The organism is Brevibacterium daeguense, from assembly GCF_021729135.1.
Lineage (GTDB): Bacteria > Actinomycetota > Actinomycetes > Actinomycetales > Brevibacteriaceae > Brevibacterium > Brevibacterium daeguense.
In genome coordinates, this window is the sequence record NZ_JAJTWW010000021.1 from 60794 (window position 1) to 86862 (window position 26069).

Below are 26069 nucleotides of genomic sequence, written 5' to 3' on the forward strand. Positions count from 1 at the left end.
AGCTGACGTCGGTCGAGGGCAGCTGACCATTGGTGCCGGACAGCTGACGTCAGGAGTCGAAGCCCATCCCCCATGCGTCGAGCGTCTTCAGCAGCGGTCCACGCCGGCCTTCGTTCTCATCGGCCCGGGCGAGCGCGCGGGTGGTCAGTGAGATGCCCGCCCAGGCCAGTGGCTCCGGCGGAAACGGAATCGGCTTGGACCGCACCATCTTCAGCCGGGTGAGCTCGGTCTCCTGACCGGACAGCAGATCGAGCATCACCCTGGCGGCGAACCGGCTGGCACCCACTCCCAGCCCGGTGAAGCCGGCGGTGTAGGCGACCCGGCCGTCATCGGCGCGATCGAAGAACGGGAAGAACCGCGAGCACGTGTCGATCGCCCCACCCCACTTGTGCGTGAAGCGAAGGCCCTGCAGCTGGGGGAAGGTGTCGAAGAACTGGCGGGCCAGGGTCGCGAAGGTCTCCGGGCGCTGATCATAGCGCCCTGAGACGCGCCGTCCGAAGTGGTAGATCGCATCCCAGCCGCCCCACAGGATCCGGTCGTCTGCGGTGAGCCGGAAGTAGTGGAAGCGGTTGGCGGAGCCGGCCAGGCCCTGCCGATTGCGCCAGCCGAGCGCCTCCCGCTGCGGTGCAGTCAGCGGCTCCGTGACCAGGGCATAATCGTAGACCGGGACGGTGTGCCAGCGGACGCGGGGCAGCAGCGCCGGGAACGCGTTCGTCGCCAGCGCCACGCGGGAAGCGGTGACCGAACCGCCATCGGTGCGCAGCTCCATCTTCCCGTCACGGCTGCTCCGCAGCCGGCGGACGACGGAGTCCTCGTGCACCTCGACCCCGAGCTCACGCACCACCCGCAACAGCTCCCAGCACAGCTTCGCCGGGTGGACCAGTGCCGCCGACTCGCGATCCCACAGGCCGCCGAGGAACAGGGGCGAGCGGATGTGCTCGGCCACCTCGTCGCGATCCAGCCACAGCAGCCCCTCGTCGGGGGCGTGTTCCGCGGCGAGCTCCGCCGCCTGGTAGGTTTCGGTCGCGACGGTGATGACCCCGGTGCGCTCGAACTCGCAGTCCAGTCCCCGCTTGCGCACCGTCGCCTCGATCGCATCCAGATTCTCCCGCCCGAGATCGACCAGCCTGTCGTTCTCCTCCGGCAGGTGGCGTGCACCGTTCGCGGTGCCGTGGGTCAGGCTCGCCTCGCAGAACCCGCCGTTGCGGCCCGAGGCGGCCCAGCCGACGGTGCCGCCCTCCAGGATCACGACGCGGCGGTCGGGATCGGCTTCCTTGGCGAGCAGTGCAGTCCACAACCCGGTGAATCCGGCGCCGACGATCGCCAGATCAGCGGAGCGCTCACCGGCCAGTGCCGGCTGCGGTGTCGGGCGCGCCGGATGGTCGAGCCAGAACGGCACGGTCGAGGCGTGAGCGAGAGCAGCGGAGAAGGACATGGCGGCCCCTTCGTTCCCGGCAGGAAGTGATACAGAGCACTCTACTGCCGCCCTGCTCTCTACTGCTGCCCCGCACGCTCCCGCCGGATGTGGTCGCGGGCGTGCTCGATCGCATGAGGGAGGTCGTCGAACAGGTGCTTGTGATGTCGCAGCGAGCGCAGCACTCCCACCGACCGGAACAGGTCGCGATGCGCGGGTTTGACGCCCTTGATGAGCACGGTGATCCCGCGACGCTCCAGACCCTGGACGATCTCGGTGAGGCTGTGGGCGCCGGTCGCGTCGACGAGCTCGAGTTGGGACATCCGCAGGATGACGACGGAGACCTCGTCGATTCCGACGACGCTGTCGAGCATCCGGTCGGCGGCCGCGAAGAACAGGGGCCCGTCGAGGCGCAGCAGCGCGATCCTCTCATCGCCCTCGACGGGAACGCCCGGCAGCGGCTCGCGGGTGACATCGCTGCGCCGGGAGATGCTGCGCAGAACGACGATCGAGGCGATGACCACGCCGATGACGACGGCGACGATGAGGTCGAAGGCCACCGTGATGAACGCCGTGATGACGAAGGCCAGCGCGTCCGAACGCGTCGACCGCAGGATCGACATCATCGCATCCGTATTGACCATCCGCACCGCGGTGACCATGAGCACCCCTGCCAGGGCGGCCAGGGGAATCATGCTGACAGGCCCGGACACCGCACTGATGATGACGAGGAGGACGAGCGCGTGCACGATGGATGCGAACCGGGTGCGGGCGCCGGAGCGGACGTTGACCGCTGTCCGGGCGATCGCCCCGGTCGCCGGCATGCCGCCGAAGAAGCCGGCGCCGACCGAAGCCAGCCCCTGGCCGACGAGCTCGCGGTCGGGCTCGTACCCGCCGACATCGGCCATCGAGGAGGCCACGCGCGCCGACAGCAGCGACTCGATCGCAGCCAGCAGCGCAACCGTGAAGGCCGGGAGGAGGAGCTCGCCCACGAGGTCGAAGTCGATCATCGGCAGGGTCGGGGCGGGCAGGCTGTTCGGGATCTCCCCGATCGGCTGCAGCGGGGTCGGCAGCAGCAGTGCGAGGACCGTCACCAGGATGATCCCGATGAGAGAGCCAGGGAGAGCGTGGTGGATGCGCGGGGACACGACCATGCACACGGCGACGATCGCCACCGCCACCAACGCCCACAGCAGGTAGCCGGGGTCGAGGCTCGTGATCGACTGCCATGCGGCGACCACGACATTGGTGCTGAGCTCCTGCCCGTCGTCACCGCTGGTGACGGAGGGCACCTGCTGCAGGAAGATCGTCGCCGCGATGCCGAGCGTGAACCCCTCGATGACCGGCCAGGGGATCACGGAGACCGCACGCCCCAGCCGGAGGACGCCCATCGCGACCACCATGATCCCCGCCATCAGGGACACCAGGGCGACCGCGCCGACTCCGTGCTGCGCGACGATCGGCGCCAGCACCACGACCATCGCACCGGTCGGGCCGGACACCTGGACATGGGAGCCGCCGAAGACTGCGGCGATGATTCCCGCGATGATCGCGGTGATGAGACCCGCCTCGGCGCCGGCTCCCGAGCTGATTCCGAAGCCCAGGGCCAACGGCAGCGCGACGATGCCGACTGTCAGGCCGGCAAGCAGATCGGACCGCCAGCTGCGGGGCAGCTCCCGGTAGTCGCTGAGGCTGGGGAACAGGCTGCGGAAGGAACTGCGCGGCTTCTCCGAAGAGGCTGACGACTGAGTTATCACGGCGCTCCTTTCCTCGCTCATGGTATCGGGCCGCCGCGCGCGCACTGACGTGCGGTGTCGTCTATCCAGCGCTCCGACTTGTCGGTACTGTAGTGATACAGATCACTGAGGAGGCGTCATGGCTGAAAACCACAGCGTTGTGGTCGGCATCGACGGTTCGCCCAACAGCGAACGTGCATTCGAGGTGGCGCTGTCCGTCGCGGAGAATCGCCAGTGGGCGCTGCGACTGGTCGGAGCCTATGTCTATCCCTTCGTTCCCGAGGACCAGTTCGTGCGGATTGCCGACAGCTACCGCAGGGAAGCCGCGCAGCGGGTCGAAGAGGTGCTCGAGCGGTTCAGCGCTCGCGCACGGGACGCGGGGGTCGAGGTGTCGACACGCACCGCGGAGGGAGACGCCGGAGGACTCCTCGTCGAGGAGAGCCGGTCTGCGGAACTGGCGGTCGTGGGAAAGCGCGGTCGAAACCGGTTCGCCGGTCGTTTCCTGGGCAGCGTCTCCGGCAAGCTCGCCGCGCATGCGCACTGCCCGACGTTGGTCGTCCCGGAGAAGTGGGAGGTCGAAGAGTCCGGCGCCCTCTTCGCTCCGCAGCAGGAACGCCCGGAAGGCCCCCAATCGGAACATGAGCCCTCGACGCTGATGGCCGAATCGGAGCGGTCCCAGCCGCAGCGGCGCCGGTTCGAGAACGTCAAGGAGGAGCACAACTTCGACTCTCAGGTCGTCGCGGGTGTCGACGTGGGCCAGACGTCGACAGAGATCGTGCTGCGGGCAGCCGAAGCTGCGCAGATGACGCGGCTGCCGCTGACTCTCGTGTCCGCGGCGCCGCTCAACACCGACGTGTACTGGTATCCGAATCCGGTGCAGCACAATCTGGAGATCCCGAAGATCCGAGGCAAGTACACCGATCACCTCAAGGAGCTCTCGGAACAGGTGTCCGCCGAACATCCGCAGCTGCAAGTGCACTGGCAGTTCTTCGACAGCACCCCGGCCGGGGTGCTGTCCGAGGCGTCGCGGACGGCTGCCCTCGTCGTCATCGGCACACGTGGTCATGGCGGATTCGCCGGGCTGCTCCTGGGGTCGGTGAGTCAGACGGTGCTCAACCGGGCGGTGGCGCCGGTGCTCGTGGTGCCGACCAAGAAGCACCGCCGCTGAAGGGGACCAGCCGCGGAACGACCTTGACGCAGACCACCATGCAGAGGAGTTCCACCAGGGTCTGCGTGACCACGACCAGGGGGACCAGCTTCAGCGGGGCGGGCAGCGCCAGCGCCAGCGGCAGAACCACCAGCGAGTTGCGGGTGGCGCCGCTGAACACGACGGCCCGAGCGCTGCGCGGATCCAGTCGCGCGACCCGCGATGCGGCGATGCCGAGGGGAATCATGAGCACCAGGAATGCCGCGTAGAGCGGGACGACGGCCAGCAGCGATGCGATCTCCTCGCCGACGCCGCGGAACTGCGAAGCGACGACGACGGCAAGTGTGGTCATCATCAGCGGCACCATCAGCGCCTTCATCACCTCCATGAGCTTCCGGCCGCCTGCCGCGGTCCGCGCCCAGTGCTGCGTCAGCGCAGCGAGGGCCAGCGGCAGGATGATCAGGCCGAGGAGCGCCTCGAGAAAGGGCTCCGGTTCGATCACAGAGGCCAGCTCGGGGCCCACGAAGGCGAACAGGAAGACAGGCAGCATCAGCATCTGGACCAGCATGAGCAGCGGCGCCGCGGCGAGGAGTCGGTCGCTCGCGCCGCCTGCCAGACCGGAGAACACGATCACGTAGTCGATGCACGGCGTCAGGAGCACCAGCAGGATGCCGACGAGCAGCGCCCGCTCGTGTGCGACGAACCGCGACAGCCCGAAGGCCACCACCGGAACCACGGCGAAGTTGAGGATCAGCACGGCGGCCATGAAGCGCATATCGCGGACTGCCCGTCCGAGCGCAGAGAAGGGAATTCCGAGGAACGTGGCGAACAGGAGCAGCCCGAGCACGGGACTGATCGCATGCTCCAGGGGATCACCCGCCGCCGGGACTGCCCAGCCGACGGCCGCGCCGGCGGCGATGGCGAGCAGGTAGAGACCGACCTGCCGGCGCTCCATCGCCGACGCCATTCCCGAACCGCTCATGCCACTGATGGCCACGGGTTCGGCCTGCACCCGTCGAGTCCCTTCGACTGCTGCTGCATGACCGGAGCCGGCTCGTCCCGGCCGGGACAGCTGACATGGCCATGGCCGAGCGCATGCCCCACCTCGTGGTTGATCAGGTACTGGCGGTACACCTCCAGGGAGGTGAAGTCCTCGGTCGCGCTCAGCCATCTCTTGGCATTGAGCACCACGTTCGAGCCGTTCCGACACGACAGCTCCCCGTTCGTGATCAGCGGGGCACACATCCGGTCGACGGTGTCGGGGCTCGCGATGCTGATCACCGCGTCAGCGGGGGAGTCCTCCGTCACGAGCTCGAACGCGACGCCGTCGATGTCCTGCCACCCGCGCGGGTCCTGCAGGGTGGAGATGATGAATTCGGAGGCCTCGGAGACATCGATCGGCATGTTGTCCTCGACGCGCACGACCACCCGGAACGAGGTGCCCTCCTCGGTCGAGGGGCGGATCGGCGCGGAAGGGGATGCCCACTCTCCGCTGCCCTCCCGGGGGACCTCGATCGGGGTCGGAGAGGGCGCAGTCGCGGGCGGGCTCAGAGTCTCCGGGGGAATCGAGGTCGCAGGAGGGGCGCCGTCCTGGGCGTTCGCCTCGCTGGACTCGCTCGGCGCAGCATCACCGGCCTCGGCGGGCGCGGAATCGCTCTGCTGCTGGGTGGCGGAAACGGCGGCCGGATCACCGGAGCCCGCACTCCACGCGCCGGTCAGGATCGGAACTGCGATTCCGGCGGCAACGGCCAAGCCTGCGATCCCGAGCAGCGCATGCCTCCGCCGGAGCGACCTCTGCTGCTGCAGTCGCTGTCTGCGAGACGACCGAGTGAGCAGCTGCTCGGCGTGCGTCGGGTGCTGCTCGGCGTGCGTCGGGTGCTGCTCGGCGTGCGTCGGGTGCTGTTCGATGTGAGTCGGAGGCTGCTCGATGTGAGTCGGAGGCTGCTCGGCGGGTGTCCCGTCGGCGGGACCCGAGCGCTCGTCGTCCTGCTGTCGCGAGCCGCCGGTCTCCATAGCCATCATCGTAGCGAAGCCACCGGCGCCTCACGCGATGTGATGTGCATGCAGAGCCGCGGCGAGCACCGAGACCGAGGCGCGCGAGCGGACGATCGGCACGGCCGCGGCGACGAAGCCGTCGGGACGGATGAGGTACAGGTGGTCGTCGCGCAGGCGACCGCGGGGATCGGCGGGGAACTCGTGAGGGCCGTCGATCCAGTCCGGAACGGTCGGCCGGGGAACCTGCGTGCCATAGGTGTGGAGCTGCCACGCAAAATTGCGGAGCGGAACGTGGTTGTCGCCGACCGGCGGCAGGCGCAGACCCACGACCGCCTCGGCGGCCCAGGCCGGTGGACGACAGAGTACACGTGATGGGGGAGGCCAGGATCTGCCTCCGGCGAAGCGATACCGGATACGGTACTGCCCCAGGTAGCCGCCCAGCCGTGCGCCCAGTCGGGTTCCGGACAGGCGGGCGGCGATGGGGAAGACGGTGAGCACCGCGGCACGGCGCACCAGCGCGACCCGCGAATCGGCACGCCCGATGACCCCGAAGAACCGGTCCGTGACGTTGACGAGTGTGAGCGCGACCGGGCGCCGCTCGGCCTCGTAGCGGTCGAGCGCGGCGGCGCCGACTCGTCCCTGGGTCACATCGGCCAGCAGGCACGCCAGATTGTGAGCGTCCTGCAGTCCGGTGTTCATGCCCTGTCCGCCGACAGGGGAGTGCACGTGTGCGGCATCCCCGGCCAGGAACACTCGGCCGGTCCGGAACTCCGAGGCGACCCGGTGATGAATCCGATAGGTCGAGAACCAGCGCATCGCCTCCAGCTCGATCCCGAACTCGCGGCGCAGGCGATCACGCACCTCAGCGTCGGTGGTCATCTCCGCGGTGCGCAGGCCGACGAGGCGGAAGTCTCCGTCGGAGGACATCGGGAATGCCAGCGTGAGCAGCTTCTTCCCCATTCGGACAGCCGCGATCCCCGGCACGAGTCCTTCGGTGACGCGCGTGTCGGCCACCCAGAAGGCGCCCTCATCGGTGACACCGTCGAAAGCCGCACCGGTCATTCCGCGGACGGCAGAGCGCGAACCGTCAGCCCCGATGCACCAGTCCGCGGCGATCCTGATCAGACCGCTGGGACCGGCGACGAGCGCCTCGGCGCCGGCATCCGCGTCGCGTGTGCCCGACAGGAGCGAGACCAGCTCATGCTTCCACCGGACGGGTGCGCGCTCCGCGACGAGGGTCTCGCTCAGGAGCGCCTCGTTGCGGCTCTGCTCGAAGACGCGCAGGCCGGGGAATTCGGTGTCGGCCTCCTGCATCCGCTCGATCCCCGCCGCCACCGCCGCAGCCGAGGTGCCGGCCTGGAATGACGCGGCCAGCGTGGACTGGTCGACGATGCGCTGCGCCAGGCCGAGCTGGTCGTAGATCTCCATCGATCGGGCCTGGACGGCTACCGCCCGCGATTCCCGGGTGGGCCCCGACTTGCGGTCGATGACTACGGCATCCACGCCTGCCCGGCGCAGGACGAGAGCCGCCATCAGTCCGGTGGGCCCGGCTCCCACGACCAGCACGCGCGTGCTGATCACCGGGATGTCTGCGATCGGGACCGCATCGCGATGCGAATCGGTCATCCGTCGTTCCTGGCTGCCCCGTCGAACAGCCAGCTGATCCCGAAGCGGTCGACGCACATGCCGAAGACATCTCCCCAGGGGGCTTTCTCGAACGGCACCGTGACCTGGCCGCCGTCCGTGGACAGAGCTTCGAACATCCTGCCCAGGCGTTCAGTCTCGGCGGGATCGTCGTCGAAGACCGCGACCGAAACCTGAGCGCCCGTATCGAGCGGCATTCCCGGCGGGGCGTCGGAGGCCATGATCGACAGTTCCGGGCTGACCTGGAGCTGGGAGTGCATGACCTTGTCCCTGTCCTCCGGGTTCTCGGCCATGTCGTAGTCGCCGAAGGTGTCGATCGTCAGTTCACCGCCGAACACCTCGCGGTAGAAGCTCATGGCCTCGCGGGCGCTGCCGGCGAAGTTGAGATAGGGAGAGATTCGGATGGACATGGTGCTCCCTCGCTGGTCATCTGCTGATGTCATCGTCCGCTGGTCGAGTTCATCGGGTGGCTGGGCTCACGCCGCTGAGCTCAAGCGCTCGCCGCCGTCCTCGCGCTCGCCGAGCTCATCCGCCCGCCGAGCGGCCCTGAATGAGCTGGAAGGTCGCGCCCTCGGGGTCGGCGACCGTGGCCAGCCGCCCGAAGGGCGAGTCGACCGGACCGTCGAGCAGGCGCCCGCCGCCGTCCTGGACGCGCCCGACAGCGGCATCCGTGTCCTCGACGGCGACGTAGATCCGCCAGAGGGGAGCGTCGAACCACTCAGAGGCGTCGCACAGGCCGGCGACTGCCGCCTCCCCGGCCCCATGGGTGACATAGGTGGGGGACTCGCCGCTGTCGTTCATGAAGGCGATATCCCATTCGAGGACGTCGCGGTAGAAGGGCAGCGCCGCTCCGAAGTCGGTGGCCATGCACTCGAACCACACCGCGGTGCCGACGCTGCCGGTGATCCGGAACCCGCCGAAGCTGCCGGGCTGCCAGAGCCCGACTGCCGCACCTCCGGGGTCGATGAGCTCGGCCAGCGCTCCCATGTCACCCGCTCGCATCGGCGCGGTGAGGACTCGGGCCGAGGCGGAAGCCGCGGATTCGACAGCCGCCTCGATATCACGGACGTGGAGGAACACGGTCCAGGCGGAGGGGACGTCGGCCGGAGAACCGTCCGGATTCATCGATCGCATCATCCCGCCGACCGTCTCCTCGCCGAGCATGATGAGCTGATAGCCGCCCATGCTCTCCTCCGGCGGTGTGAAGGTCCAGCCGAACAGGTTCGTGTAGAAGCGGCGGGCGGCTTCCACGTCCTGGCAGTTGAGGCTGATCCAGACGGGTGTGCCGTTGCGGATCTCCGGCATCGCCAACTCCTCGATCGACGCTGAGCTGCCTCAAGGGAAGTGTGCCCTCAAGGATGGGTCGGATCCACGGGTGGCTCGGTTCCACGGGTGGGTCTGTGTCACGGGAAGATCTGATTCCAAGGGTAGGCACGGGAGTGCCCGGGGGCCAGAGCTTCCGGCGAATTCAACCGTCGGCAGAGCCGCCCTGCTTACGCCGTGAGCGCATGGCGGGCTTTTTCGTCACGGTGTCATCCGCTGCAAGCTCGTCATAGCGCGGCGAATCCATCGGCACCAGGGCGACCCGCCCGTTGCGGTCGGAGTGAATCCCGAAACCATGGGTCTTGGGAAGCGGAGAGGCGCGCAGGCACGCCTGGCCCTTCGAGAAGAACTGCTGCCGGGCAGCTTCGCGTTCGGGTTCAGCGATCCCTGCGCGATCGGCCCATACGGTGAAGATCACGTCGTCAGAGGTCAGCTGATACGGGTGCTCCGAGATGAGGGCGAACTGCTGGGCGGCCACTGACGGCCCTCCGGCTCCGGTCTTGGGCACGCGAGCAGTGGCGGCGGTCGAATCCGGTGCAACGGTGATCAGCGTGCTGAAGTAATTGGTCGTGTGCTGCGCCATGCTGTCAGGATCACCTCTCCGCGCCGCGCCGTCAACAGTCCAGGAACGGATCACGGCGAGGGCATGCCGCCGTTGACGTTCAGTGTCTCGCCGATGACGTAGCTGGACTCCGGCGAGGTGAGGAACACGTACGCAGGAGCCAGTTCGGTGGGCTGACCGGCGCGGCCCAGCGGCGTGTTCTTGCCGAACTCCGGCAGCTTCTCCTTCGGCTGTCCGTCCGACACCTGGAGCGGAGTCCAGATCGGTCCGGGGGCGACAGCGTTCACGCGGATGCCCTGCGGTGCGAGCATCTGTGCGAGCCCCTTGGAGAAGTTGTTGATCGCGGCCTTGGTGGACGCGTAGTCCAGCAGTGTGGTCGAGGGCATGTACGCCTGGATCGACGTCGAATTCACGATGGTGGACCCGGCCGGCATGTGCTTGAGCGCGGCCCGCGAGATTCGGTAGATCGCGTGGATGTTGGTGTCGAACGTCGCTACCCACTGCTCATCGGGCAGGTCCGCGATGTCCTCGACCGCGATCTGCCGGCCGGCGTTGTTGACGAGCGCGTCCAGCCCGCCCAGCGCCTCCGCTGCGCTGTCGACGAGCTCGGTGCAGAATGCGGGTTCGGAGATGTCGCCGGGGAACAGGAAGGCGCGCTGCCCGGAGTCCTCGATGCAGGACTTGATCTCCTGTGCATCCTCTTCCTCGACCGGCAGGTAGGAGAGCGCGACGTCAGCACCCTCGCGCGCGAAGGCGATCGCCACGGCAGCGCCGATCCCCGAGTCCGCTCCGGTGATGAGGGCTCTGCGGCCTTTGAGCCGGCCGGTGCCGCGGTACGAATGCTGCCCGCGGTCGGTCTGCGGGGTGAGCTCCTGGTCGAGCCCGGGCTCGGGCTGATCCTGCTTGGGCGGAGTGATCTCCGGGAATCGTGTCACCGGATTCTGGAACGTCAGCTGGTCGGTCGAATCTTCAGCCATGGAACAGCTCCTTCAGTCGGAAAGTGCAGGGGTGCCGTGGGGCAAGCGCGCGCTCGGTGACGCCGCCGCGGAGGGGGTCAGGCGAACAGGCCGACGGCGTAGGCGACGAACACGAAGGCGACGATGACGACGAGTACGATCAGCGCGATGATGCCGCCCTTCGACTTCGGCGGCTTGCGCGCCGGCGGATGGGCCGGCGAGGCGGTCGCCTGGTTCGATTCGGGAGGGGTGCTGCCCGGTCGGACTCCGCCGCCGGCATCGAGGTCGGCGTCCCCGCTCGCGTTCGGATCGAGGTTGGGGTTCCCGGTGCCGTTTTCGGCGGTGGTCGGGTCGAAGTCCTTGTCGCGGTCGTTCGTACTCACGAAAGCTCACGTCCTTTGCCTGGCTTCACCGTGTGCCCCGGAGCGGGGCGCGGTGCGTGCGGTCTTCTCCAGCCTAGCGATGCCACCGGCGGCTGACAACGAAATGACGGCAAGGAGTCTTGGTTCATTCGGGAGCAAGGAACCTTGTCATTCGCATGACACCGTCAGGACGAGAGGGCCGACGGTGGGACGAGCATCCTCCTCTCGCGCATCCGGGCGTGGTCCTACTGGTGCTCCTCCTCGATCCGGGCGTAGACGCTGAGCAGCTCGCGAGCGTGAGCGCCCGCGTCGCCTTCGGCCTCGAGCCCCGCGCGCATCGCGTCGAGCTTCGCTCGGCCGTGCGGGAACGGCGGCAGCAGGGGAACGTCCCGGTCCGTGAGCGCCTCGATGACCACCGGCTTGCCGGCGCCGAAGGCCCGATCGAGCACCTCGGGAGCGGTCGCCGGATCGGAGACCCGCAGCCCGGTGAGCCCGAGGAGTTCCGCATACCCGGCGAAATCGAACCGCGGGATGTCCTGGGAGTCCGCGTAGCGCGGCTGAGCCTGCATCTCGCGCTGCTCCCAGCTCACCTCGGCGAGGTCGCGATTGTGGAGCACGAGCACGATGAACCTCGGGTCCTGCCAGCGCGGCCACCGGTCGGCGACAGTGATGAGCTCATTGATCCCCAGCATCTGCATCGCCCCGTCTCCGGCCAGCACCACCACCGGCCGTTCGGGTGCCGACTCCTTGGCGCTGAGACCGTACGGGATGCCGCAGCCCATGCTCGCCAGCGTGCTCGACAGGTGCGCCGGCACCGAGGTCGGCAGGTTCATCTGCCGGACGTAGTGGTACACCGAGCTGCCCACGTCGACGGCGAGCTGCGCATCGGCCGGGATGCGTTCGGCGAACCGTCGGACCACGAGCTCCGGATTGAGCGGATCGGCCGGCACCTCCGCCCGCAGCCGCGAGATCTCGTGCCAGTTCGTGATCCGGCGCTCCACCTCGGTCCGCCAAGCAGTCTGGCCGCGGGGCTGGACGCGCTCCAGCAGAGCGGTGATGCTCGCGGCGCTGTCGCCCGCCAATCCCACCTCCACCGGATACCGGTTGCCCAGCATGGCCGGATCGACGTCGATCTGCACTGCCCGCGCCTGACCCGGCGGCGGGTAGAACTCGGTCCACGGATCGTTCGACCCGATGATCAGCAGGGTGTCGCACTCCTGCAGCACCTGGTTGGCTGCCGTGGTTCCCAGGTGACCCATGGTCCCCGCTGCGAGCGGGTGGGATTCGTCGACGTAGGGCTTGCCGAGCAGGCTGGTGGTGATGCCGGCGCCGAGGCGTTCCGCAAGTGCGCTGACCTCCTCCTGTGCGCTCTTCACGCCTCGGCCGGACAGGATCGCGATCTTCTCGCCCGCTTCGATCAGCTCGGCTGCGGCCGCCAGGTCCTCGTCCCGTGGCAGCGTCAGCCCGGTGGTCCAGCGGGGACTGGTGACGACCTCGCCGTGGGCCTGGCCGAGTTCGGGCGCGGGTGCCTGCTGGACGTCGTGCGGCAGGATGATGACCGCCGGCTGGGCGTTGGCCAGCGCGGAGCGGAATGCCCGGTCGAGCACCATCGGCAGCTGGTCCGGGGAGGCCACCAGCTGCACGAAGGGCGAGGCGACGTCGTGGAACAGATTCTGCAGGTCGATCTCCTGCTGGTAGTCGGATCCGAGCACGCTGGTGTGCTGCTGGGCGACGAGCGCGACGACGGGAGCGCTGTCGAGCTTCGCGTCGTAGAGGCCGTTGAGGAGGTGGACTGCGCCGGGTCCCTGGGTCGAGGTGACGACGCCGACGCCCCCGGTGTACTTCGCCTCGCCGACGGCCATGAAGGCGGCGCTCTCCTCGTGCTTGGCCTGGATGAACGCCGGGGCATCCGCGGAAGCGCCCTGCGCTCGGCGGAGAGCGCCGAGCAGCGGATTGTTGCCGTCCCCTGGATAGCCGTAGAGCCGCTTCACTCCCCAGACGGTGAGCCGCTCGATGATGAGGTCTGCGCTCTGCTTCTGGTTGCTGTCCGACATGAGGTCATTCCTCAGAGACGCGTGAGGTCCGAGGTCGCGGGTCCCTCGAGCAGGGTGCCGTCGGCGTCGAACCGGGAGCCGTGGAGCGGGCAGTCCCACGACTCCTCGGAGTCGTTCCACGCCAGGATGCCGCCCAGGTGCGGACAGACGAGGCTGACGCGGCAGACCCGCCCGTCGACGATCGCCTCTCCCGCGGGGGTGGCGCCGTCCCTGCCGGTTTCGGCGGTTCCGCCCTCCATCACGGTCGCACTCGCGTCGGCTGCCGCCGGTCCCTCGGGAACCGCGGTGACGCCCTCGTCGGAGACGGAATCGGCCGCGGGACCCGGCTTCGACTCGCCTTCCGGGCCGGACTTCGCATCGAGGCTTCCGGATCCGGCGCGGAGCAGGTTGCCGACGATCGGCCCCGGTGCATCGATGTTCGACTTGACCGCGTTCTTCGCGGTGCCCAGGAGACTCGGATCGCCGAAGGTCACGGATTCCGGACGGCCGAGCACTCGGTCGGCGACCTGGCGGGCGGCGGCGGGAGCCGCGGCGAGGCCCCACTTGCTGTATCCGCCGGCGAAGTGGATGCGATCGGCGCCCCAGCCCAGGGTCGTCACCATCGGCACCATGCCCACCGGGTGGAAGTCCTGCGCGGACCAGGCGTGGGTGGTCCGCGCGCCGGGGAAGTGCACCCCGGTCCAGTGCTCGATGTCCTGCAGCTGCGCCCGGGTGCTGCGTGACTGGCCGGTCCGGTGGCCATTGCCGCCCACGAGGAGGCGGCGACGGCCGCCGACCACCGCGGTGCGCAGGGATCGTGACGGTGTCTCGACGGAGATGAGCATGCCCTCGGGCATCGTTCCGTCGAAGTCGAACGAGCACAGGTAGGAGCGCTGCGGCGTCAGCTTCGAGCTCAGCGGACCCTTCTCCAGGATCGGAGTGGCCGTGGCCAGGACGACCTGGTCGGCGCTGAGCTGCCCGGCCGATGTCTCGATCGAGATCCGATCGCGTGCCTTCGTCGGCTGCAAGCCGGTCACCCGGCAGTGGTCGACGACGATCCCGCCGGCGGCGGTGAGTGCTGCCGTCAGTGCGCGGAGCAGGTCGGTCGGATCCATCTGCAGCTGGTTCGGAAGCTCCACCGCGGCGTAGGTGGGGAAGGGAACGTCGAGTGCATCGTGCAGGCGGGTGGGCAGCCCGAGCTCCTGGGCCAGCCGGTGCTCGTCCTCGACGGTGCCGACTCCCGATTCCGCGGCGGCGAAGGTGAACGCGCTCGGATGCTCCACCGGCACCCGGTGTGCATCGCAGAACTCGTCCAGCCATTCCAACCCGTACTCATTGGCTCTGAGGTACTCACCGGCGAGGTCAGCATTGTGGGTTTTCGCAATCTGGCTGAGTCGATTGCTCTGGAGCAGCGACGCCTTCGCGGTGGTGGCACCGCTGGCGCCGGCTCCCACCGTCCGCGACTCGAGGACGGCGACCCTGCCGCCGGTCTCCGCCAGCATCAGCCCGGCGACCAGCCCCGTGAGCCCGGCGCCGACGACGACTGCGTCCAGGTGCTCGCCGGCCGGCAGCGCGGACGTCGGGTAGGGGGTCTCGTGCTCTTTCCACAAGGGAGTTCTCATGATTGCGGCTCCAATACGACTTTGATGCAGCCATCGGTCTTCTTCTGGAACATCTCGTATGCCTGCGGGGCGGCGTTGAGCGGGACGCGGTGAGTGACCAGGTCCTCGGTGCCGAGGGGGTCGCCCGGATCCTCGACCAGCGGCATCAGCTCATCGATCCAGGGCTTGACGTTGCACTGCCCCATGCGCAGCTGGATCTGCTTGTCGAAGAGGGTGAGCATCGGCATCGGGTCGGCCTGGCCGCCGTAGATGCCGCTGAGGGACACGGTCCCGCCGCGTCGGACGAGGTCGATCGAGGAGTGGAGGGCCGCGAGCCGGTCCAATCCGCCGGTCTCCATCATCTTCCGGCCGAGCGCGTCCGGCAGCAGACTCACGGCCTGGTGGGCGAACTTGCCGATCGGCGAACCGTGGGCCTCCATCCCGACTGCGTCGATCACAGCATCCGGCCCGCGCCCTCCCGTCTCCTCGCGGATCGCCTCGTTGACGTCCTTGTCGAGGTCGTAGACCCGAACTCCGTGGCGGGCCGCCATCTCCCGGCGCTCCTGAACCGGCTCGATCGCGAAGACCTCGGCGCCCAGGTGCACGCCGATCCGCGCCGCGAACTGCCCGACGGGACCGAGTCCGAAGACTGCCAGGGTGTCGCCCTCGCCGACGTCCGCGTACCGCACGGCCTGCCAGGCTGTCGGGAGGATGTCGCTGAGGAAGAGATAGCGGTTGTCGGGCAGCTCGGATCCGACCCTGATCGGGTTGAAGTCCGCGTGCGGAACACGCAGGTACTGCGCCTGCCCGCCCGGGACCGAGCCGTACAGTCGGGAGTAGCCCAGCAGCGCGGCGCCGGAGTCGTACTCCCGCACCTGCGTGATCTCGCACTGCGTGGTCAGCCCGCGGGCGCACATCCAGCAGCTGCCGCACGAGATCGTGAACGGCACGACGACCCGGTCCCCGACTGCGAGATTCGATGCGGGACCGGCCTCGACCACGCGGCCCATCGGCTCGTGCCCGATGATGTCGCCCTTGTCCATGAATGGCGCGAGGACTTCGTAGAGGTGAAGATCGGAACCGCAGATGGCTGTCGACGTCACCTCGATGATCGCGTCATTCGGCTTCTCCAGCACGGGATCGGGCACCGTCTCCACGCTCACGCTTCGCTTGCCTTGCCAGGTCAGTGCCCTCACAGCATCTCCTCCTGTCGCAGGTGGCGTTCAGTTCCTGCTCCATCTTTCCCGCCGAACGGAATCCGCACAAGGGCCCTTGTTCTCACGGTGCGATCGGATGATGGATGTCACAATGAAGGCAGGAAGAGGGGTGTCGATGGTCGGTCTGTCTCTGGCTGCGCTGTTCGGAGTCGTCTCGTGGCTGATCAGCGTGGTGCCGTGGACCGTGCTGGCAGTCCTGGCCTACCTCGCCAACGTCTCCGTGGGAACCGCCAGTGCCCGCGGCCGGCGGGTCGGACGAGCGTGGCACAGCCGACTCTTCATCGTGACCTGCGTGCTGACGGCGTTCGCTGCCGTGTTCTCCTTCCCCGGCGACTGGGGCCGAGGGCTGTGGCTGCTGGTGGCGCTCGTACCGCTCGCGCTGCTGCCGCACTTCGGAACCGGCGCAGCGCGGCGACCTCGCCGTCATGCGCTGCTCGCGCTCACGGCCGCGCCCTGCTACCTCGCCGCGCTGATCCTGTGGGCGGCAGATCTGGGATGATGAGCTCCTCCGCCCAGCGACGATCACCCAATGACGATCACTCCGCCCCCGACCCCGCCGATGCCCCCGAGCCTCGCCGACGCCCCCGGACAAGGATGCACATGGAATTCCTCGACGTGCTCTTCAACCGCCGCACCACGAACGGCCCGTTCCTTGCGGATCCCGTGAGCGAGGAGCATCAGCAGCTCCTCATCAGGGCAGCCGCATCCGCGCCCTCCCAATTCAACAGCCAGCCCTGGCGCTTCCTCATCATCGAGGACCGCTCGACGATCGACACGATCGCCCGGATCAGCGGCGAGTCGATGACCGCGGTGATCTCCGAGGGGTCGTTCTTCGAGCGGTACAAGCGGCACTTCCGGTTCAGCGCCGAGGAGATGGCTGAGCACCGCTCCGGCATGTACTTCGACAAGATGCCGGCCGCTCTTCGTCCCTTCACCCGGACGGTCTTCACCTCAGTGGGTCTGAAGACGATGCGGATGCTGCGGGTCCCGCAGACCCTGGGGGAGGAGAACCGGAAGCTGGTGGCCGGCGCACCGCTGATCCTGGGCGTGATGCTCGACCGCAGGGAGCGGTATGCGCACCCGCTCGCCGACTTCTACTGCCAGTTCAGCATGGGGGCGGCCATGGAGAACGTATGGCTGACCGCGGTGGAGCTCGGCATGGGAATCCAGTTCATCTCCTTCCCGATGGAGCTCCCCGAGCAGTGGCAGCGGCTCAGCGCCATGCTCGAGGTGCCCGACGACCTCGAGCTCATGGCGCTGTACCGGCTCGGCTACGTGCCCGAGGCGTCGCAGCGGCCGGCCATCGACTGGTCCAGTCGCGAACGCAGACCGCCGTCCCGGTTCGTGTTCCGGGAGAGCTGCCGGACCCCGCAGGAAGGATGGGACGAGAGCTGAGCTCCGTCCCGGCGACTCGTCCTCAGGAGGTCCCACTCAGTCCTGGCCCGCCCCGCGCGGCCGGCTCAGTCCTGGCTCGCCCCGCGCGGCCGGCTCAGTCCTGGCTCGCCCCGCGCGGCCGGCTCAGTCCTGGACCGCCTCGCGCATCGCGTCGCGCAGCATCGGCAGGACGCGGTCCTGCGTCTTGGCGAGGACTTCCAGCGGGTCACCGGAGAAGTGGTGGAGCTCGGTGTGCATGATCCCGCGCACCAGCACTGCCAGCCAGGTGGTGCCGGGCTCGTTGCCCTCCTGCTTCTCGGGACCGCCGGACCCGGACGCCGCGATGACCGCGTCGGCATTCATCATCTCGGCGACGCCGGTGGCCATGGTCTTCACCGCCTCCTCGGAGATCACCGGCCCGCGGGGAACGCCGAGCGCGCTGTGCTTGACCTCGGTCTGATAGGCGACGACTCCGCCGGCGAACCAGTCCGAGGAGTGCTCCGCGGCCGAGAACTGCTGGGCGATCTTGCCGCCCGTCAGCGATTCCGCGACCGCCACGGTGAATCCGTGCTCATCGGCCAGCTTCGAGATCTCACCGGCCACTTCGGCCGCTTCGGACTCGTACTCTTCTGCGCTCGGCATCTCGCTCCTTGCCTGCTGTGTGAATAGGTCGTCGGAAGTGTCCCGTGAGAGAGATCGAGCCCGGCCCTGTCGGACCGGGCTCAGCGCCGCGCTGATGGCGCATGGCCTGCGCGGTGGCGCCGCCTGCCGCAGGTTCTGCCACAGATTGCCTGCGGCAGATTCTGCTGCCGTGACGCTCTCCTCAGCGGGACGATCGGCGCATCAGTAGTGCGACGGCGGATCGCTGGTCGGGAAGGAGTCGTCGACCCACTCGTCGACGAGTTCGTCCTGCTCCTGCTTGGACACGTTGCTCGCGCCCGGGCGCTCCGCCTTGTCCTTGGGGGTTTCCGGAGCGCTCTTCGCGCTCTCGTCCGCCGCCTCGGTTGCGATATCCGGTGGCTCTGCAGTCATCATCTTCCTTTCCTCGGTCTGCTCCTCAGCCGACTGTTCGCTCCGGCTGTCGGGAGAGTGTGGGGTGAACGTCTCGCGGTCCTCGCGGAACGCTCGCTTCCGAGCGTACTCGTGGACCTCGTCGAGGACTTCCGCCTGCCGCCGTGTCCTGTCGGCCAGGTCGACGAACACCTGCGGGTCCAGGCTCAGCAGCTCGGAATTGGCCTCCAGGGTCTGCCAGACCCCGAGCTTGCCCATCACGGCGCTGCGCATGAGCTCGGCTTCCAGGACCATGGTCATGGGGGAGCGGCTGAACAGTCGGCCGTTGCTCTTGAGCCGGCCCACTCGCTCGCCCACCCAGGACACCGCCTGTCGGTAGGGCATCTGCTTCAAGCCCAGGTCGTGGATGAGCTTCTGCAGGAAGGCCCGCTCGAGGCGGACCTCCTCCGCGAGCTCGGAGAGCTGGGCGAACATCGGGGTGTCGATGTAGGCCTCGGCCATGCGTTCGATCCGCTCGCTTCCGGCGGTGGCGCCGGTCAGGTGGTCGGACAGGTAGAGGCTGAGCAGATCGCGCGAGATCTCCTCGGAGATGCCGTGATCACCATCGGCTTCCACCCCGGTGCCCGCGCCGCCCGAACGGTCCTCGACGCGCGGGGCATCACCGGCGGCGGCTCCACTGGCGGCCGGTCCGCGGGCCGCCGGCATGTTCGCCTCGCCGGGGTCCCGCGGGCGCAGCGGCACCGATTCGACGCCCTGGCCGTCGATCATGCCGCTGATCAGGCTCTTCAGTGCTTCTGCGGCGGTATGGCGCGGCTCCCAGCCGAGTTCGGACTTGGCTTTGGCGTTGTCCATCATCGGAACGCCCAGGGCCATATCGATCCAGCCCTCGTCGGCGGCGATGAGCTTGGCCTTGTGGCCGCCGAACAGGAAGGCCCGCACCAGACGAGCCGGGAGCTCGAGGTAGCGCCCGTGGTCGATGATGTCGGCGAGCTCCTGCTTGCCGAGGATGTCGTCGGCGCAGATGTTGAAGGCTCCCGGCGCCCGCCTGACCACGGCGGCGGCGTAGGCTCGGCCGATGTCATCTGCGTGCACGGCCTGCACTCCGCGCAGCCCCCTGGGCAGAGGCAGCATCGGCGGCTTGGCGAAGTCGAGGGCCTTCACCGGCAGCCAGCTGTTGAGGAAATAGCGCTGGATCTCATAGGCCGCATCTGCCTGGAAGATCAGCGCCGGGCGCAGCCGCGTCACGACCACGTCCGGGTGGGCGGCGGAGAACTCGTCGAGCACCTTCTCCTGGGCGACCTTGTCGACGCTGTAGTGCGAGGATTCGATGCCGCCGATCGGCCAGGTCTCATCGCGCAGCCGCTGGGTCTTGTCCTGCGCATAGGCGGCCCACGAGGATGCGACGACCAGGTGGCGGACCCCGGCGGCGGCTGCGGCGCGCGCGACGCGTGCGGTGCCCTCGACGTTGACGCGCCGCAGCAGCTCGCGGTCGGAGTTGGGCTGGATCAGCCAGGCGAGGTGGATGACGGCGTCCACGCCGGCGAAGGCGTCCTCGAGCTGGGACTCGGCCTCCGCCTCGGAGGTGGACGCCGCGATGTCGATCGAGGCCCACTCGCACCCGGCGTAGGGTTCGACGTCGGTGTCGGGCAGGCGACGGGCGATCCCCAGCACCGAATCGACCTCGGCGGTCTCCCGGAGTGCCCTGAGCACTGCGGTGCCTGCGTTCCCGGTGGCGCCGACGACTGCTGCACGCATACGAGCTCTCCCAGACGGTTGCGGTGACCCGACGGGCGCCGAGTCATACGCTTCACACTAGCCAGACGAAGGCCGGTTGTCGACGGAATAACCGACAAGTGTCCCTGTTGCACCGACTTGCGGTGAGCGTTGCACGGACCTGCGGTGAGCGGAGGTTCGGGGCGGATGGGCATTCCATCAATTCATCCCGCCGTGTCTTGACCGATTCCGCAAAGGTGACAAGGCTGGTTGATGTCGCACGAGGCCCCGGGCTCGCCCCGAGGCCGACGCTCACAAAGGAGAACAGCAGCCATGACTGATCATCGCCCGCCGGCAGGAGACCCCTCGCAGGCACCCATGACGGACCGTCAGGGCCACCCTGTCCACGACAACCAGAACATGCGCACTGTCGGCTCGCGTGGCCCCGCCACGATGGAGAACTACCAGTTCCTCGAGAAGATGAGCCACTTCGACCGGGAGCGGGTCCCGGAGCGGGTGGTCCACGCCCGAGGCGCCACGGCCTTCGGCTATTTCGAGGCGACCGGCACGTGGGGTGACGAGCCGATCTCGAAGTACACCCGCGCGAAGCTGTTCCAGGAGAAGGGCAAGCGCACCGACGTCGCCGTCCGCTTCTCGACGGTGGCGGGCGGGCGGGATTCCTCGGAGATGGCACGCGATCCCCGCGGCTTCGCCGTCAAGTTCTACACCGAGGACGGCAACTGGGACCTGGTCGGCAACAACATCGGCATCTTCTTCATCCGCGACGCCATCAAGTTCCCGGACTTCATCCATTCGCAGAAGCCGGATCCGGTGACCTTCGAGGGATCCGTCGCCAACCGCGCCTTCGACTTCTTCAGCCAGTCGCCGGAGGCCATGCACATGATCATGGTGCTGTTCAGCCCCCGCGGCATTCCGGCGAGCTTCCGGAAGCAGCAGGGCTTCGGCGTCAACACCTACAAGTGGGTCAACGCCGACGGCGACACCGTGCTGGTCAAGTACCACTGGTCGCCCAAGCTCGGCGTCTCCTCGCTGACCCAGGAGGACGCGGACAAGATCCAGGCCAAGGAGCTCGGCTACCACACCAAGGATCTGTATGACGCGATCGCGGCCGGCGACTACCCGGAGTGGGAGCTGCAGGTTCAGATGATGTCCGACGACGAGCACCCGGAGCTCGACTTCGATCCGCTCGACGACACCAAGGTGTGGCCGGAGGAGATCTTCCCGCCCAAACCGGTCGGACGCATGGTGCTCAACCGCGCGCCCGAGAACTTCTTCGCCGAGAGCGAGCAGATCGCCTTCGGCACCGGTGTGCTGGTCGACGGACTCGACTTCTCCGACGACAAGATGCTCATCGGGCGCACGTTCTCCTACTCGGACACCCAGCGCCACCGCGTGGGCCCGAACTACCTGCAGCTGCCGGTCAACTCGCCGAAGGTGCGCGTGGCGACCAACCAGCGCGACGGCCAGATGACCTACCACGTCGACACCGACCCGGACCAGAACCCGAGTGTCAACTACGAGCCGACGATCACCGGCGGACTCCGGGAGCACGAGCGCGATTCCGGATACCGCGCCGCGGTCGGCCCCGAGGTGTCCGGCCAGCTGACGCGTGAGCCGCTGGAGCGGACGAACGACTACAAGCAGGCCGGCGAGCGATTCCAGCTGCAGGAGGACTGGGAGAAGGAGGAGCTGATCTCCAACTTCATCGACAAGCTCTCGCAGTGCGACCGTCCGATCCAGGAGCGCATGGTCTGGCACTTCTACCTGATCGAGGACGAGCTGGGTCAGCGCGTCGGCGACGCGATCGGGGTGTCCCTCGACGACGTGAAGGACATGAAGCCGCTCGTCACCCAGCAGCTGACGGAGGAGGAGCAGGAGCGCCTGCGCAACCTCGGCCACAACGGTCCGCGCAACGTCGAAGGCCTCGTCATGACCCACTGCGTGCCGAATGAGCGCATGCAGGTCGACGAGGAGATGGCCAACGCCTGATTCCGCTGCGGCCACCGTCGGCGGCGGCCCGGTGGACCGCAAGGACACGCCACAGGCACCGACGGGCTCACGACACCGGTCCGGCCTTCCGAGGAGTCGGAAGGCCGGACCGGTTCAGCGGACGCCGGAATCCTGATCCAGGAGTTCTGCCGCCTCGGTGCTGCGCTCGGTGACCGTCGTCGGGGTCTCGAGGTGCACCGCCCCGCTCGGCAGGAGCGCTCCGCCGCCGTAGCGGCGCATCACCTGCCACTGGGCCAGCACGTCCTCGCCGGCGTGCTCGGCCGGCAGTCGGTCCCAGAACTCGAATCCTCCGCACTCGACCAGCCGCCGGCGGTCGTACATGACGCAGGCACCCACCCAGGCCACCTTGTAGACGAGGAAGCCCCTGTCGTCGAAATCGGTCCGGGCTGCGATGTGGCAGAGGTTGGCCGCGTTGTGGAGCTTCCAGCGCTCATGCGCCGGACCCGATCGCGGCATCGGCTCCGGTTCGATCGTGCCCTCCCAGAGCTCGAACCTCTGCCATTCCTCCGGTCGCCGATCGTCGAGGTAGGACAGGCCCTGGACCGCCGAGCCGATGAACCCGCCGCCGTACTCCATGAGTGCGCGCCGCAGCCGGGTGATCACCCCGGGCTCCAGCCACACGTCGGAGTCGAGGAACAGGACGAACGGAGCGGAACTGTGTTCCAGCAGGAACTGCCGCTGCTGGGCGAGACCCCGTCGAGGAAGGTTCCGCTCGCAGCGGACCCGGCGCCCCTGCGCTCGCAGCACCCGGATCATCGCAAGGACCGAAGGCTCCTCCCAGATCGGCTGCTCCGACTGGTCGCTGAGGACGACATCGAAGTCGGCGTCGACCTGGGCGGCCAGACCCGAGAGCGTGACTGCCAGCTCCGCCGGTCGCTCGTAGCACGGAATGAGCACCTCGACCGGCATGCTGGGGGAGCTGTCCTGCCTGCCGCTGACCGCCTCGGCTGCGGCGCGGCTGCCCCACTGATCGGATCTACGCGCGGGCATCGTGGTCTCCCAGGGCAGGTGAGGCATGCGACGGCCCGACCGGAGCGCCCGCAGCGTCCGGAGCGGCCGATGCGCGGGCCTGCATCCGCTGCACCACCGAGGTCGTCGAGTGATCGGACACGTACTCCATGATCCGGACCTGGCCGCCGCAGGCCTCCACCGCCGCGGTCTCCTCGAGCATCTCCGGGGTGTAGTCGCCGCCCTTGACGTAGATGTCGGGCCTGAGCGCCGAGATCAGGGGAATCGGCGTGTCCGTCGAGAAGGCCGTCACATAGTCGACGCAGCTCAGCGCGGCGAGCACCCCGGCGCGATCCTGCAGAGGGTTGATGGGTCGGTCCGGTCCCTTGAGGCGGCGCGCGGAGTCATCGTCGTTGACCGCGACGATGAGCACATCGCCCAGCTGCTTGGCCTTGTTGAGGTAGGAGGTGTGCCCGCGGTGCAGGACATCGAAGCAGCCATTGGTGAGCACGATCCGCTGCCCCGCGGCGCGGCGCTCCGCGACCGCGGCAAGCAGCTGCTCGGTGGGGACGAGGGCGTCGTAGAAGCCGCTGAGGTGGTCGACGAGGTCCTGGGTCGTGCACAGGGAGGTGCCGAGGCGGTGCACCACGACATCGGCCGCCGACTGCGCGAAGTCAGCGGCCGTGGTCAGGGGCAGGGACGCCGCCCTCGCCAGCGTCAGCGCGGCCACGAAGGTGTCGCCGGCTCCCGAGGCCTGCTTCTCCGTCGCCGGATTCGCCCACGTCCGATGCGCCACGCCGGTCTCATCGAGCAGCACCGAGCCGTCCCGGTCGAGGGTGATGATCGGATGAGCGGCGCCGGTGCTCTCCCGGAGGGTCTGCGCGTGCTCCGCGACCGCGGTGACCCGGTCGGCGCCGGCGCCCAGGTTCCGCCCGAGGAGCCGTTCGGCCTCCCCGGCGTTCGGTGTCGCGAGATCGGGCCGGACGGCGGCCCAGTGGTGGGGGTCGTGGGCGTCGACGACGGTCAGCGGGCGGTTCCGACGAGCGGCCAGCCGGGCGGGCAGGTCCGTGAAGTGCAGGGCCCCGCCGTAGTCGCACACGATGAGCGCAGCGCTGCCGGCGACCGCCTCGAGCGCGGTGGCGGCGAACTGCTCGAGCACCTCGGGAGCGTGGTCCGCGGCAGCCCGGTCGAGGCGGAACATCACCTGGTCGCCGACGACGATCCGGGACTTGACGGTGGTCGTGGCAGCCGGGTGGGCGAACAGGAACCGGGTGTCGACGCCGGCGTCGGTGAGCAGCCCGCGCAGCCGCTCGCCCGGTTCGTCGCAGCCGACCGGCCCGACGATGCGCACTCGGGCGCCGAGGGCCGCGAGGTTCATGGCAGTGTTCGCCGCACCGCCGGGCACGAACACCTCGTGCGTCTGGTCGATGACGGGGGCGGGCGCCTCCCTGGCGAGCCGTTCGCTGGTGCCGTAGATCCAGGAGTCGAGGATGACGTCGCCGATCACGGTCACGACCGGCGCCAGCTCGGCCAGCCGCACCGGCAGCTCGGGCTGCAGTCCCTCGGCCGATGACAGGCTCTCGGGGGCGGTCATGCCCGCTCCCGGGAGAGCTGCGGGAACTCCAGGTGCACCACCGAGGTGGTCGTCATCTCGTCGAGCAGCTCCGGACCGTAGCCGAAGCCCTGCCCGCTGTCCTTGTGCGGCTGTGCCGAGCCGCCCGGCGCGCCGCCGAAGACGTTGTTGACCTTCACCGTGCCGACACCCAGCTCCGCGACGGCGGACAGCGCCCGGTCGATGCGCGGAGTGAGGACCGTGGCGGCCAGACCGTAGCGGTCGGCGGCAGCGTGCTCCAGGCCCTCCTCGAAGGAGCCGACGACCTGCACCGGTGCGACGGGACCGAAGGTCTCCTCGCTCATGATGGTCATGTCGCCGGTGCAGTCCACGAGCACCGTGGCCGGATAGTGGGCGCCGGGACCGTCGGGGACGGCACCGCCCACGAGCGACTGCGCTCCGGCGGCGACCGCGCCGACGACCTGCTGGTGAACGAGATCGCGGTGCGCGTGATCGACCAGGGGCTGAGAGGACTCGGAGGCGTTGAGCCGCTCGGCCTCCGCCTTCAGCGCTGTCACGAAGTCATCCGCGACGGCGCGGTGGACGTAGATCCGCTCCACCGAGGTGCAGATCTGCCCCGCATTCGCGAAGCTGCCCAGTGCCGCCTGCGCGGCCGCCCAGGTCGGGTCGACGCCCTCATCGACGATGAGCGCGTCGTTGCCGCCGTTCTCTCGGATCACGTGCGCCCCGGTCATTGCGGCCGCCTGAGCGATGTCCTTGCCCGTCGCGGTCGACCCCACGTGCGCGAACACGTCGATCCGCGGTTCGGCGGTGAGCATCCGACCGGTCTCCCCGGCACCGGTCAGGGTCTGGAGCACACCGTCCGGCAGGGCCGCTGACAGCACCTCGCCGAGGCGGATGCCCAGATGCGGGTTGCGCTCGCTCGGCTTGTGGATGACGGCATTTCCGGTGACGAGCGCGGCGCCGATCAGACCCATGGCCACCGCGACCGGGTCGTTCCACGGGGTGAGCGCGGCGACCACGCCCCGGGGGCGGGTGACGGTGTAATCGGCCGCCAGCGCATCCCCGCGGAGGCTGTGACCGCGGTGCAGCGGTCCCAGCTCGGCGTACTGCCGCAGAGTGCCGATCCCCGCCTCGATCCCGCCGCGCGAGTCCTCGAGTGTCTTGCCGGTCTCCCGGTGGTTGAGCTCGGCGAGCTCCTCGGCGGCACCGGCCAGGGCATCGGCCATGGCGTGGAGGCGGGTCCCGCGCTCCTCGGCGGGAGTCCTCGCCCACTCGGGCTGTGCGGCGAGCGCGGAGCTGACCGCGGTGGTGACGTCACGGGCCTGTGCAGCGCGTACCGTTCCCACTGCCTGGCCCGTGTTCGGGTCCAGTACAGTGATCTCGGTCGGATGAGCGCCGGTCTGTTGAACTGCAGTCATGGAAGTCC

22 protein-coding genes are annotated in these 26069 nt (G+C 68.8%); 4 read left to right on the forward strand and 18 right to left on the reverse strand.

What is annotated here, in order from left to right; all coding sequences use genetic code 11:
* Window positions 1–49 precede the first annotated feature (49 nt).
* Window positions 50–1435 carry an NAD(P)/FAD-dependent oxidoreductase gene (locus LXN01_RS14545; protein ID WP_236866267.1) on the reverse strand — a complete coding sequence of 462 codons (1386 nt, stop codon included), beginning with the start codon at window positions 1433–1435 and terminating at the stop codon, window positions 50–52.
* A 59-nt stretch (window positions 1436–1494) separates the two neighbouring features.
* Window positions 1495–3192: a SulP family inorganic anion transporter gene (locus tag LXN01_RS14550; RefSeq protein ID WP_236866269.1), complete on the reverse strand. Its 1698-nt coding sequence runs from the start codon at window positions 3190–3192 to the stop codon at window positions 1495–1497.
* Window positions 3193–3289: 97 nt separating this feature from the next.
* On the opposite strand from LXN01_RS14550, the gene LXN01_RS14555 reads away from it, so the two are divergent.
* Window positions 3290–4318, forward strand: coding sequence for a universal stress protein (locus LXN01_RS14555; protein ID WP_236866271.1), 1029 nt, complete (start codon window positions 3290–3292; stop codon window positions 4316–4318).
* On the opposite strand, the gene LXN01_RS14560 is transcribed toward LXN01_RS14555, so the two are convergent.
* The 11 genes from LXN01_RS14560 to LXN01_RS14610 form a co-directional block, all read right to left on the reverse strand.
* Entirely contained in the window at window positions 4263–5252 is a 990-nt protein-coding gene (locus LXN01_RS14560; RefSeq protein ID WP_236866330.1) for an arsenic resistance protein, read from the reverse strand. The two genes, LXN01_RS14555 and LXN01_RS14560, sit on opposite strands and share 56 nt — an antisense overlap.
* Before the next feature lie 23 nt (window positions 5253–5275).
* Complete coding sequence (locus LXN01_RS14565; RefSeq protein ID WP_236866273.1) at window positions 5276–6310, reverse strand: DUF3152 domain-containing protein; 1035 nt, start codon at window positions 6308–6310, stop codon at window positions 5276–5278.
* 30 nt (window positions 6311–6340) lie between these two features.
* Complete coding sequence (locus tag LXN01_RS14570; protein WP_236866275.1) at window positions 6341–7918, reverse strand: FAD-dependent monooxygenase; 1578 nt, start codon at window positions 7916–7918, stop codon at window positions 6341–6343.
* Window positions 7915–8346 (reverse strand): VOC family protein, encoded by a 432-nt coding sequence (locus LXN01_RS14575; protein ID WP_236866277.1) that lies wholly within the window; start codon window positions 8344–8346, stop codon window positions 7915–7917. The genes LXN01_RS14570 and LXN01_RS14575 overlap by 4 nt, the downstream gene beginning before the upstream one ends.
* Window positions 8347–8461: 115 nt before the next feature.
* Window positions 8462–9241: a VOC family protein gene (locus LXN01_RS14580; RefSeq protein WP_236866279.1), complete on the reverse strand. Its 780-nt coding sequence runs from the start codon at window positions 9239–9241 to the stop codon at window positions 8462–8464.
* A 163-nt stretch (window positions 9242–9404) separates the two neighbouring features.
* Complete coding sequence (locus LXN01_RS14585; protein ID WP_236866281.1) at window positions 9405–9842, reverse strand: DUF6157 family protein; 438 nt, start codon at window positions 9840–9842, stop codon at window positions 9405–9407.
* 50 nt (window positions 9843–9892) lie between these two features.
* Entirely contained in the window at window positions 9893–10798 is a 906-nt protein-coding gene (locus LXN01_RS14590; RefSeq protein WP_236866283.1) for an SDR family oxidoreductase, read from the reverse strand.
* Window positions 10799–10875: 77 nt separating this feature from the next.
* Complete coding sequence (locus LXN01_RS14595; protein ID WP_236866285.1) at window positions 10876–11160, reverse strand: DUF6480 family protein; 285 nt, start codon at window positions 11158–11160, stop codon at window positions 10876–10878.
* Between the two features lie 224 nt (window positions 11161–11384).
* Window positions 11385–13193 (reverse strand): thiamine pyrophosphate-requiring protein, encoded by a 1809-nt coding sequence (locus LXN01_RS14600; RefSeq protein WP_236866287.1) that lies wholly within the window; start codon window positions 13191–13193, stop codon window positions 11385–11387.
* 11 nt (window positions 13194–13204) lie between these two features.
* Window positions 13205–14794 carry an FAD-dependent oxidoreductase gene (locus tag LXN01_RS14605; protein ID WP_236866289.1) on the reverse strand — a complete coding sequence of 530 codons (1590 nt, stop codon included), beginning with the start codon at window positions 14792–14794 and terminating at the stop codon, window positions 13205–13207.
* Window positions 14791–15969: a zinc-dependent alcohol dehydrogenase gene (locus LXN01_RS14610; RefSeq protein ID WP_236866291.1), complete on the reverse strand. Its 1179-nt coding sequence runs from the start codon at window positions 15967–15969 to the stop codon at window positions 14791–14793. The genes LXN01_RS14605 and LXN01_RS14610 overlap by 4 nt, the downstream gene beginning before the upstream one ends.
* A gap of 112 nt (window positions 15970–16081) precedes the next feature.
* On the opposite strand from LXN01_RS14610, the gene LXN01_RS14615 reads away from it, so the two are divergent.
* Complete coding sequence (locus LXN01_RS14615; RefSeq protein WP_236866293.1) at window positions 16082–16489, forward strand: hypothetical protein; 408 nt, start codon at window positions 16082–16084, stop codon at window positions 16487–16489.
* Window positions 16490–16590: 101 nt separating this feature from the next.
* Window positions 16591–17385, forward strand: coding sequence for a nitroreductase family protein (locus LXN01_RS14620; RefSeq protein WP_236866301.1), 795 nt, complete (start codon window positions 16591–16593; stop codon window positions 17383–17385).
* 123 nt (window positions 17386–17508) lie between these two features.
* Here LXN01_RS14620 and LXN01_RS14625 read toward each other — a convergent pair whose 3' ends face one another.
* The gene (locus LXN01_RS14625) at window positions 17509–18006 is read right to left on the reverse strand and encodes a CinA family protein (RefSeq protein ID WP_236866303.1); all 498 of its coding nucleotides are present in this window, start codon (window positions 18004–18006) and stop codon (window positions 17509–17511) included.
* A 201-nt stretch (window positions 18007–18207) separates the two neighbouring features.
* Window positions 18208–20130: an NAD-dependent epimerase/dehydratase family protein gene (locus LXN01_RS14630; RefSeq protein ID WP_236866305.1), complete on the reverse strand. Its 1923-nt coding sequence runs from the start codon at window positions 20128–20130 to the stop codon at window positions 18208–18210.
* A gap of 291 nt (window positions 20131–20421) precedes the next feature.
* Here LXN01_RS14630 and LXN01_RS14635 point away from each other — a divergent pair, with 291 nt between their 5' ends.
* Window positions 20422–22098 carry a catalase gene (locus LXN01_RS14635; RefSeq protein WP_236866307.1) on the forward strand — a complete coding sequence of 559 codons (1677 nt, stop codon included), beginning with the start codon at window positions 20422–20424 and terminating at the stop codon, window positions 22096–22098.
* A gap of 114 nt (window positions 22099–22212) precedes the next feature.
* Here LXN01_RS14635 and LXN01_RS14640 read toward each other — a convergent pair whose 3' ends face one another.
* From LXN01_RS14640 to LXN01_RS14650, 3 genes are read right to left on the reverse strand one after another with little or no spacing between them, the layout of a single operon-like run.
* Window positions 22213–23109 (reverse strand): glycosyltransferase family 2 protein, encoded by an 897-nt coding sequence (locus tag LXN01_RS14640; RefSeq protein ID WP_236866309.1) that lies wholly within the window; start codon window positions 23107–23109, stop codon window positions 22213–22215.
* Window positions 23096–24661, reverse strand: a complete 1566-nt coding sequence (gene rfaE2 / locus LXN01_RS14645; RefSeq protein WP_236866311.1) for a D-glycero-beta-D-manno-heptose 1-phosphate adenylyltransferase — start codon at window positions 24659–24661, stop codon at window positions 23096–23098. The genes LXN01_RS14640 and rfaE2 overlap by 14 nt, the downstream gene beginning before the upstream one ends.
* Entirely contained in the window at window positions 24658–26061 is a 1404-nt protein-coding gene (locus LXN01_RS14650; RefSeq protein WP_236866314.1) for an aldehyde dehydrogenase family protein, read from the reverse strand. The genes rfaE2 and LXN01_RS14650 overlap by 4 nt, the downstream gene beginning before the upstream one ends.
* Between the last annotated feature and the right edge of the window lie 8 nt (window positions 26062–26069).

Coding starts and splice junctions, on each gene's coding strand:
- LXN01_RS14565 (WP_236866273.1), bottom strand. CDS start 6,310: ATGGAGACCGGCGGCTCGCGACAGCAGGACGACGAGCGCTCGGGTCCC.
- LXN01_RS14625 (WP_236866303.1), bottom strand. CDS start 18,006: ATGCCGAGCGCAGAAGAGTACGAGTCCGAAGCGGCCGAAGTGGCCGGT.
- LXN01_RS14600 (WP_236866287.1), bottom strand. CDS start 13,193: ATGTCGGACAGCAACCAGAAGCAGAGCGCAGACCTCATCATCGAGCGG.
- LXN01_RS14545 (WP_236866267.1), bottom strand. CDS start 1,435: ATGTCCTTCTCCGCTGCTCTCGCTCACGCCTCGACCGTGCCGTTCTGG.
- LXN01_RS14585 (WP_236866281.1), bottom strand. CDS start 9,842: ATGGCGCAGCACACGACCAATTACTTCAGCACGCTGATCACCGTTGCA.
- LXN01_RS14555 (WP_236866271.1), top strand. CDS start 3,290: ATGGCTGAAAACCACAGCGTTGTGGTCGGCATCGACGGTTCGCCCAAC.
- LXN01_RS14580 (WP_236866279.1), bottom strand. CDS start 9,241: ATGCCGGAGATCCGCAACGGCACACCCGTCTGGATCAGCCTCAACTGC.
- LXN01_RS14570 (WP_236866275.1), bottom strand. CDS start 7,918: ATGACCGATTCGCATCGCGATGCGGTCCCGATCGCAGACATCCCGGTG.
- rfaE2 (WP_236866311.1), bottom strand. CDS start 24,661: ATGACCGCCCCCGAGAGCCTGTCATCGGCCGAGGGACTGCAGCCCGAG.
- LXN01_RS14575 (WP_236866277.1), bottom strand. CDS start 8,346: ATGTCCATCCGAATCTCTCCCTATCTCAACTTCGCCGGCAGCGCCCGC.
- LXN01_RS14590 (WP_236866283.1), bottom strand. CDS start 10,798: ATGGCTGAAGATTCGACCGACCAGCTGACGTTCCAGAATCCGGTGACA.
- LXN01_RS14640 (WP_236866309.1), bottom strand. CDS start 23,109: ATGCCCGCGCGTAGATCCGATCAGTGGGGCAGCCGCGCCGCAGCCGAG.
- LXN01_RS14615 (WP_236866293.1), top strand. CDS start 16,082: ATGAAGGCAGGAAGAGGGGTGTCGATGGTCGGTCTGTCTCTGGCTGCG.
- LXN01_RS14550 (WP_236866269.1), bottom strand. CDS start 3,192: ATGAGCGAGGAAAGGAGCGCCGTGATAACTCAGTCGTCAGCCTCTTCG.
- LXN01_RS14560 (WP_236866330.1), bottom strand. CDS start 5,252: ATGGAGCGCCGGCAGGTCGGTCTCTACCTGCTCGCCATCGCCGCCGGC.
- LXN01_RS14635 (WP_236866307.1), top strand. CDS start 20,422: ATGACTGATCATCGCCCGCCGGCAGGAGACCCCTCGCAGGCACCCATG.
- LXN01_RS14650 (WP_236866314.1), bottom strand. CDS start 26,061: ATGACTGCAGTTCAACAGACCGGCGCTCATCCGACCGAGATCACTGTA.
- LXN01_RS14605 (WP_236866289.1), bottom strand. CDS start 14,794: ATGAGAACTCCCTTGTGGAAAGAGCACGAGACCCCCTACCCGACGTCC.
- LXN01_RS14620 (WP_236866301.1), top strand. CDS start 16,591: ATGGAATTCCTCGACGTGCTCTTCAACCGCCGCACCACGAACGGCCCG.
- LXN01_RS14630 (WP_236866305.1), bottom strand. CDS start 20,130: ATGCGTGCAGCAGTCGTCGGCGCCACCGGGAACGCAGGCACCGCAGTG.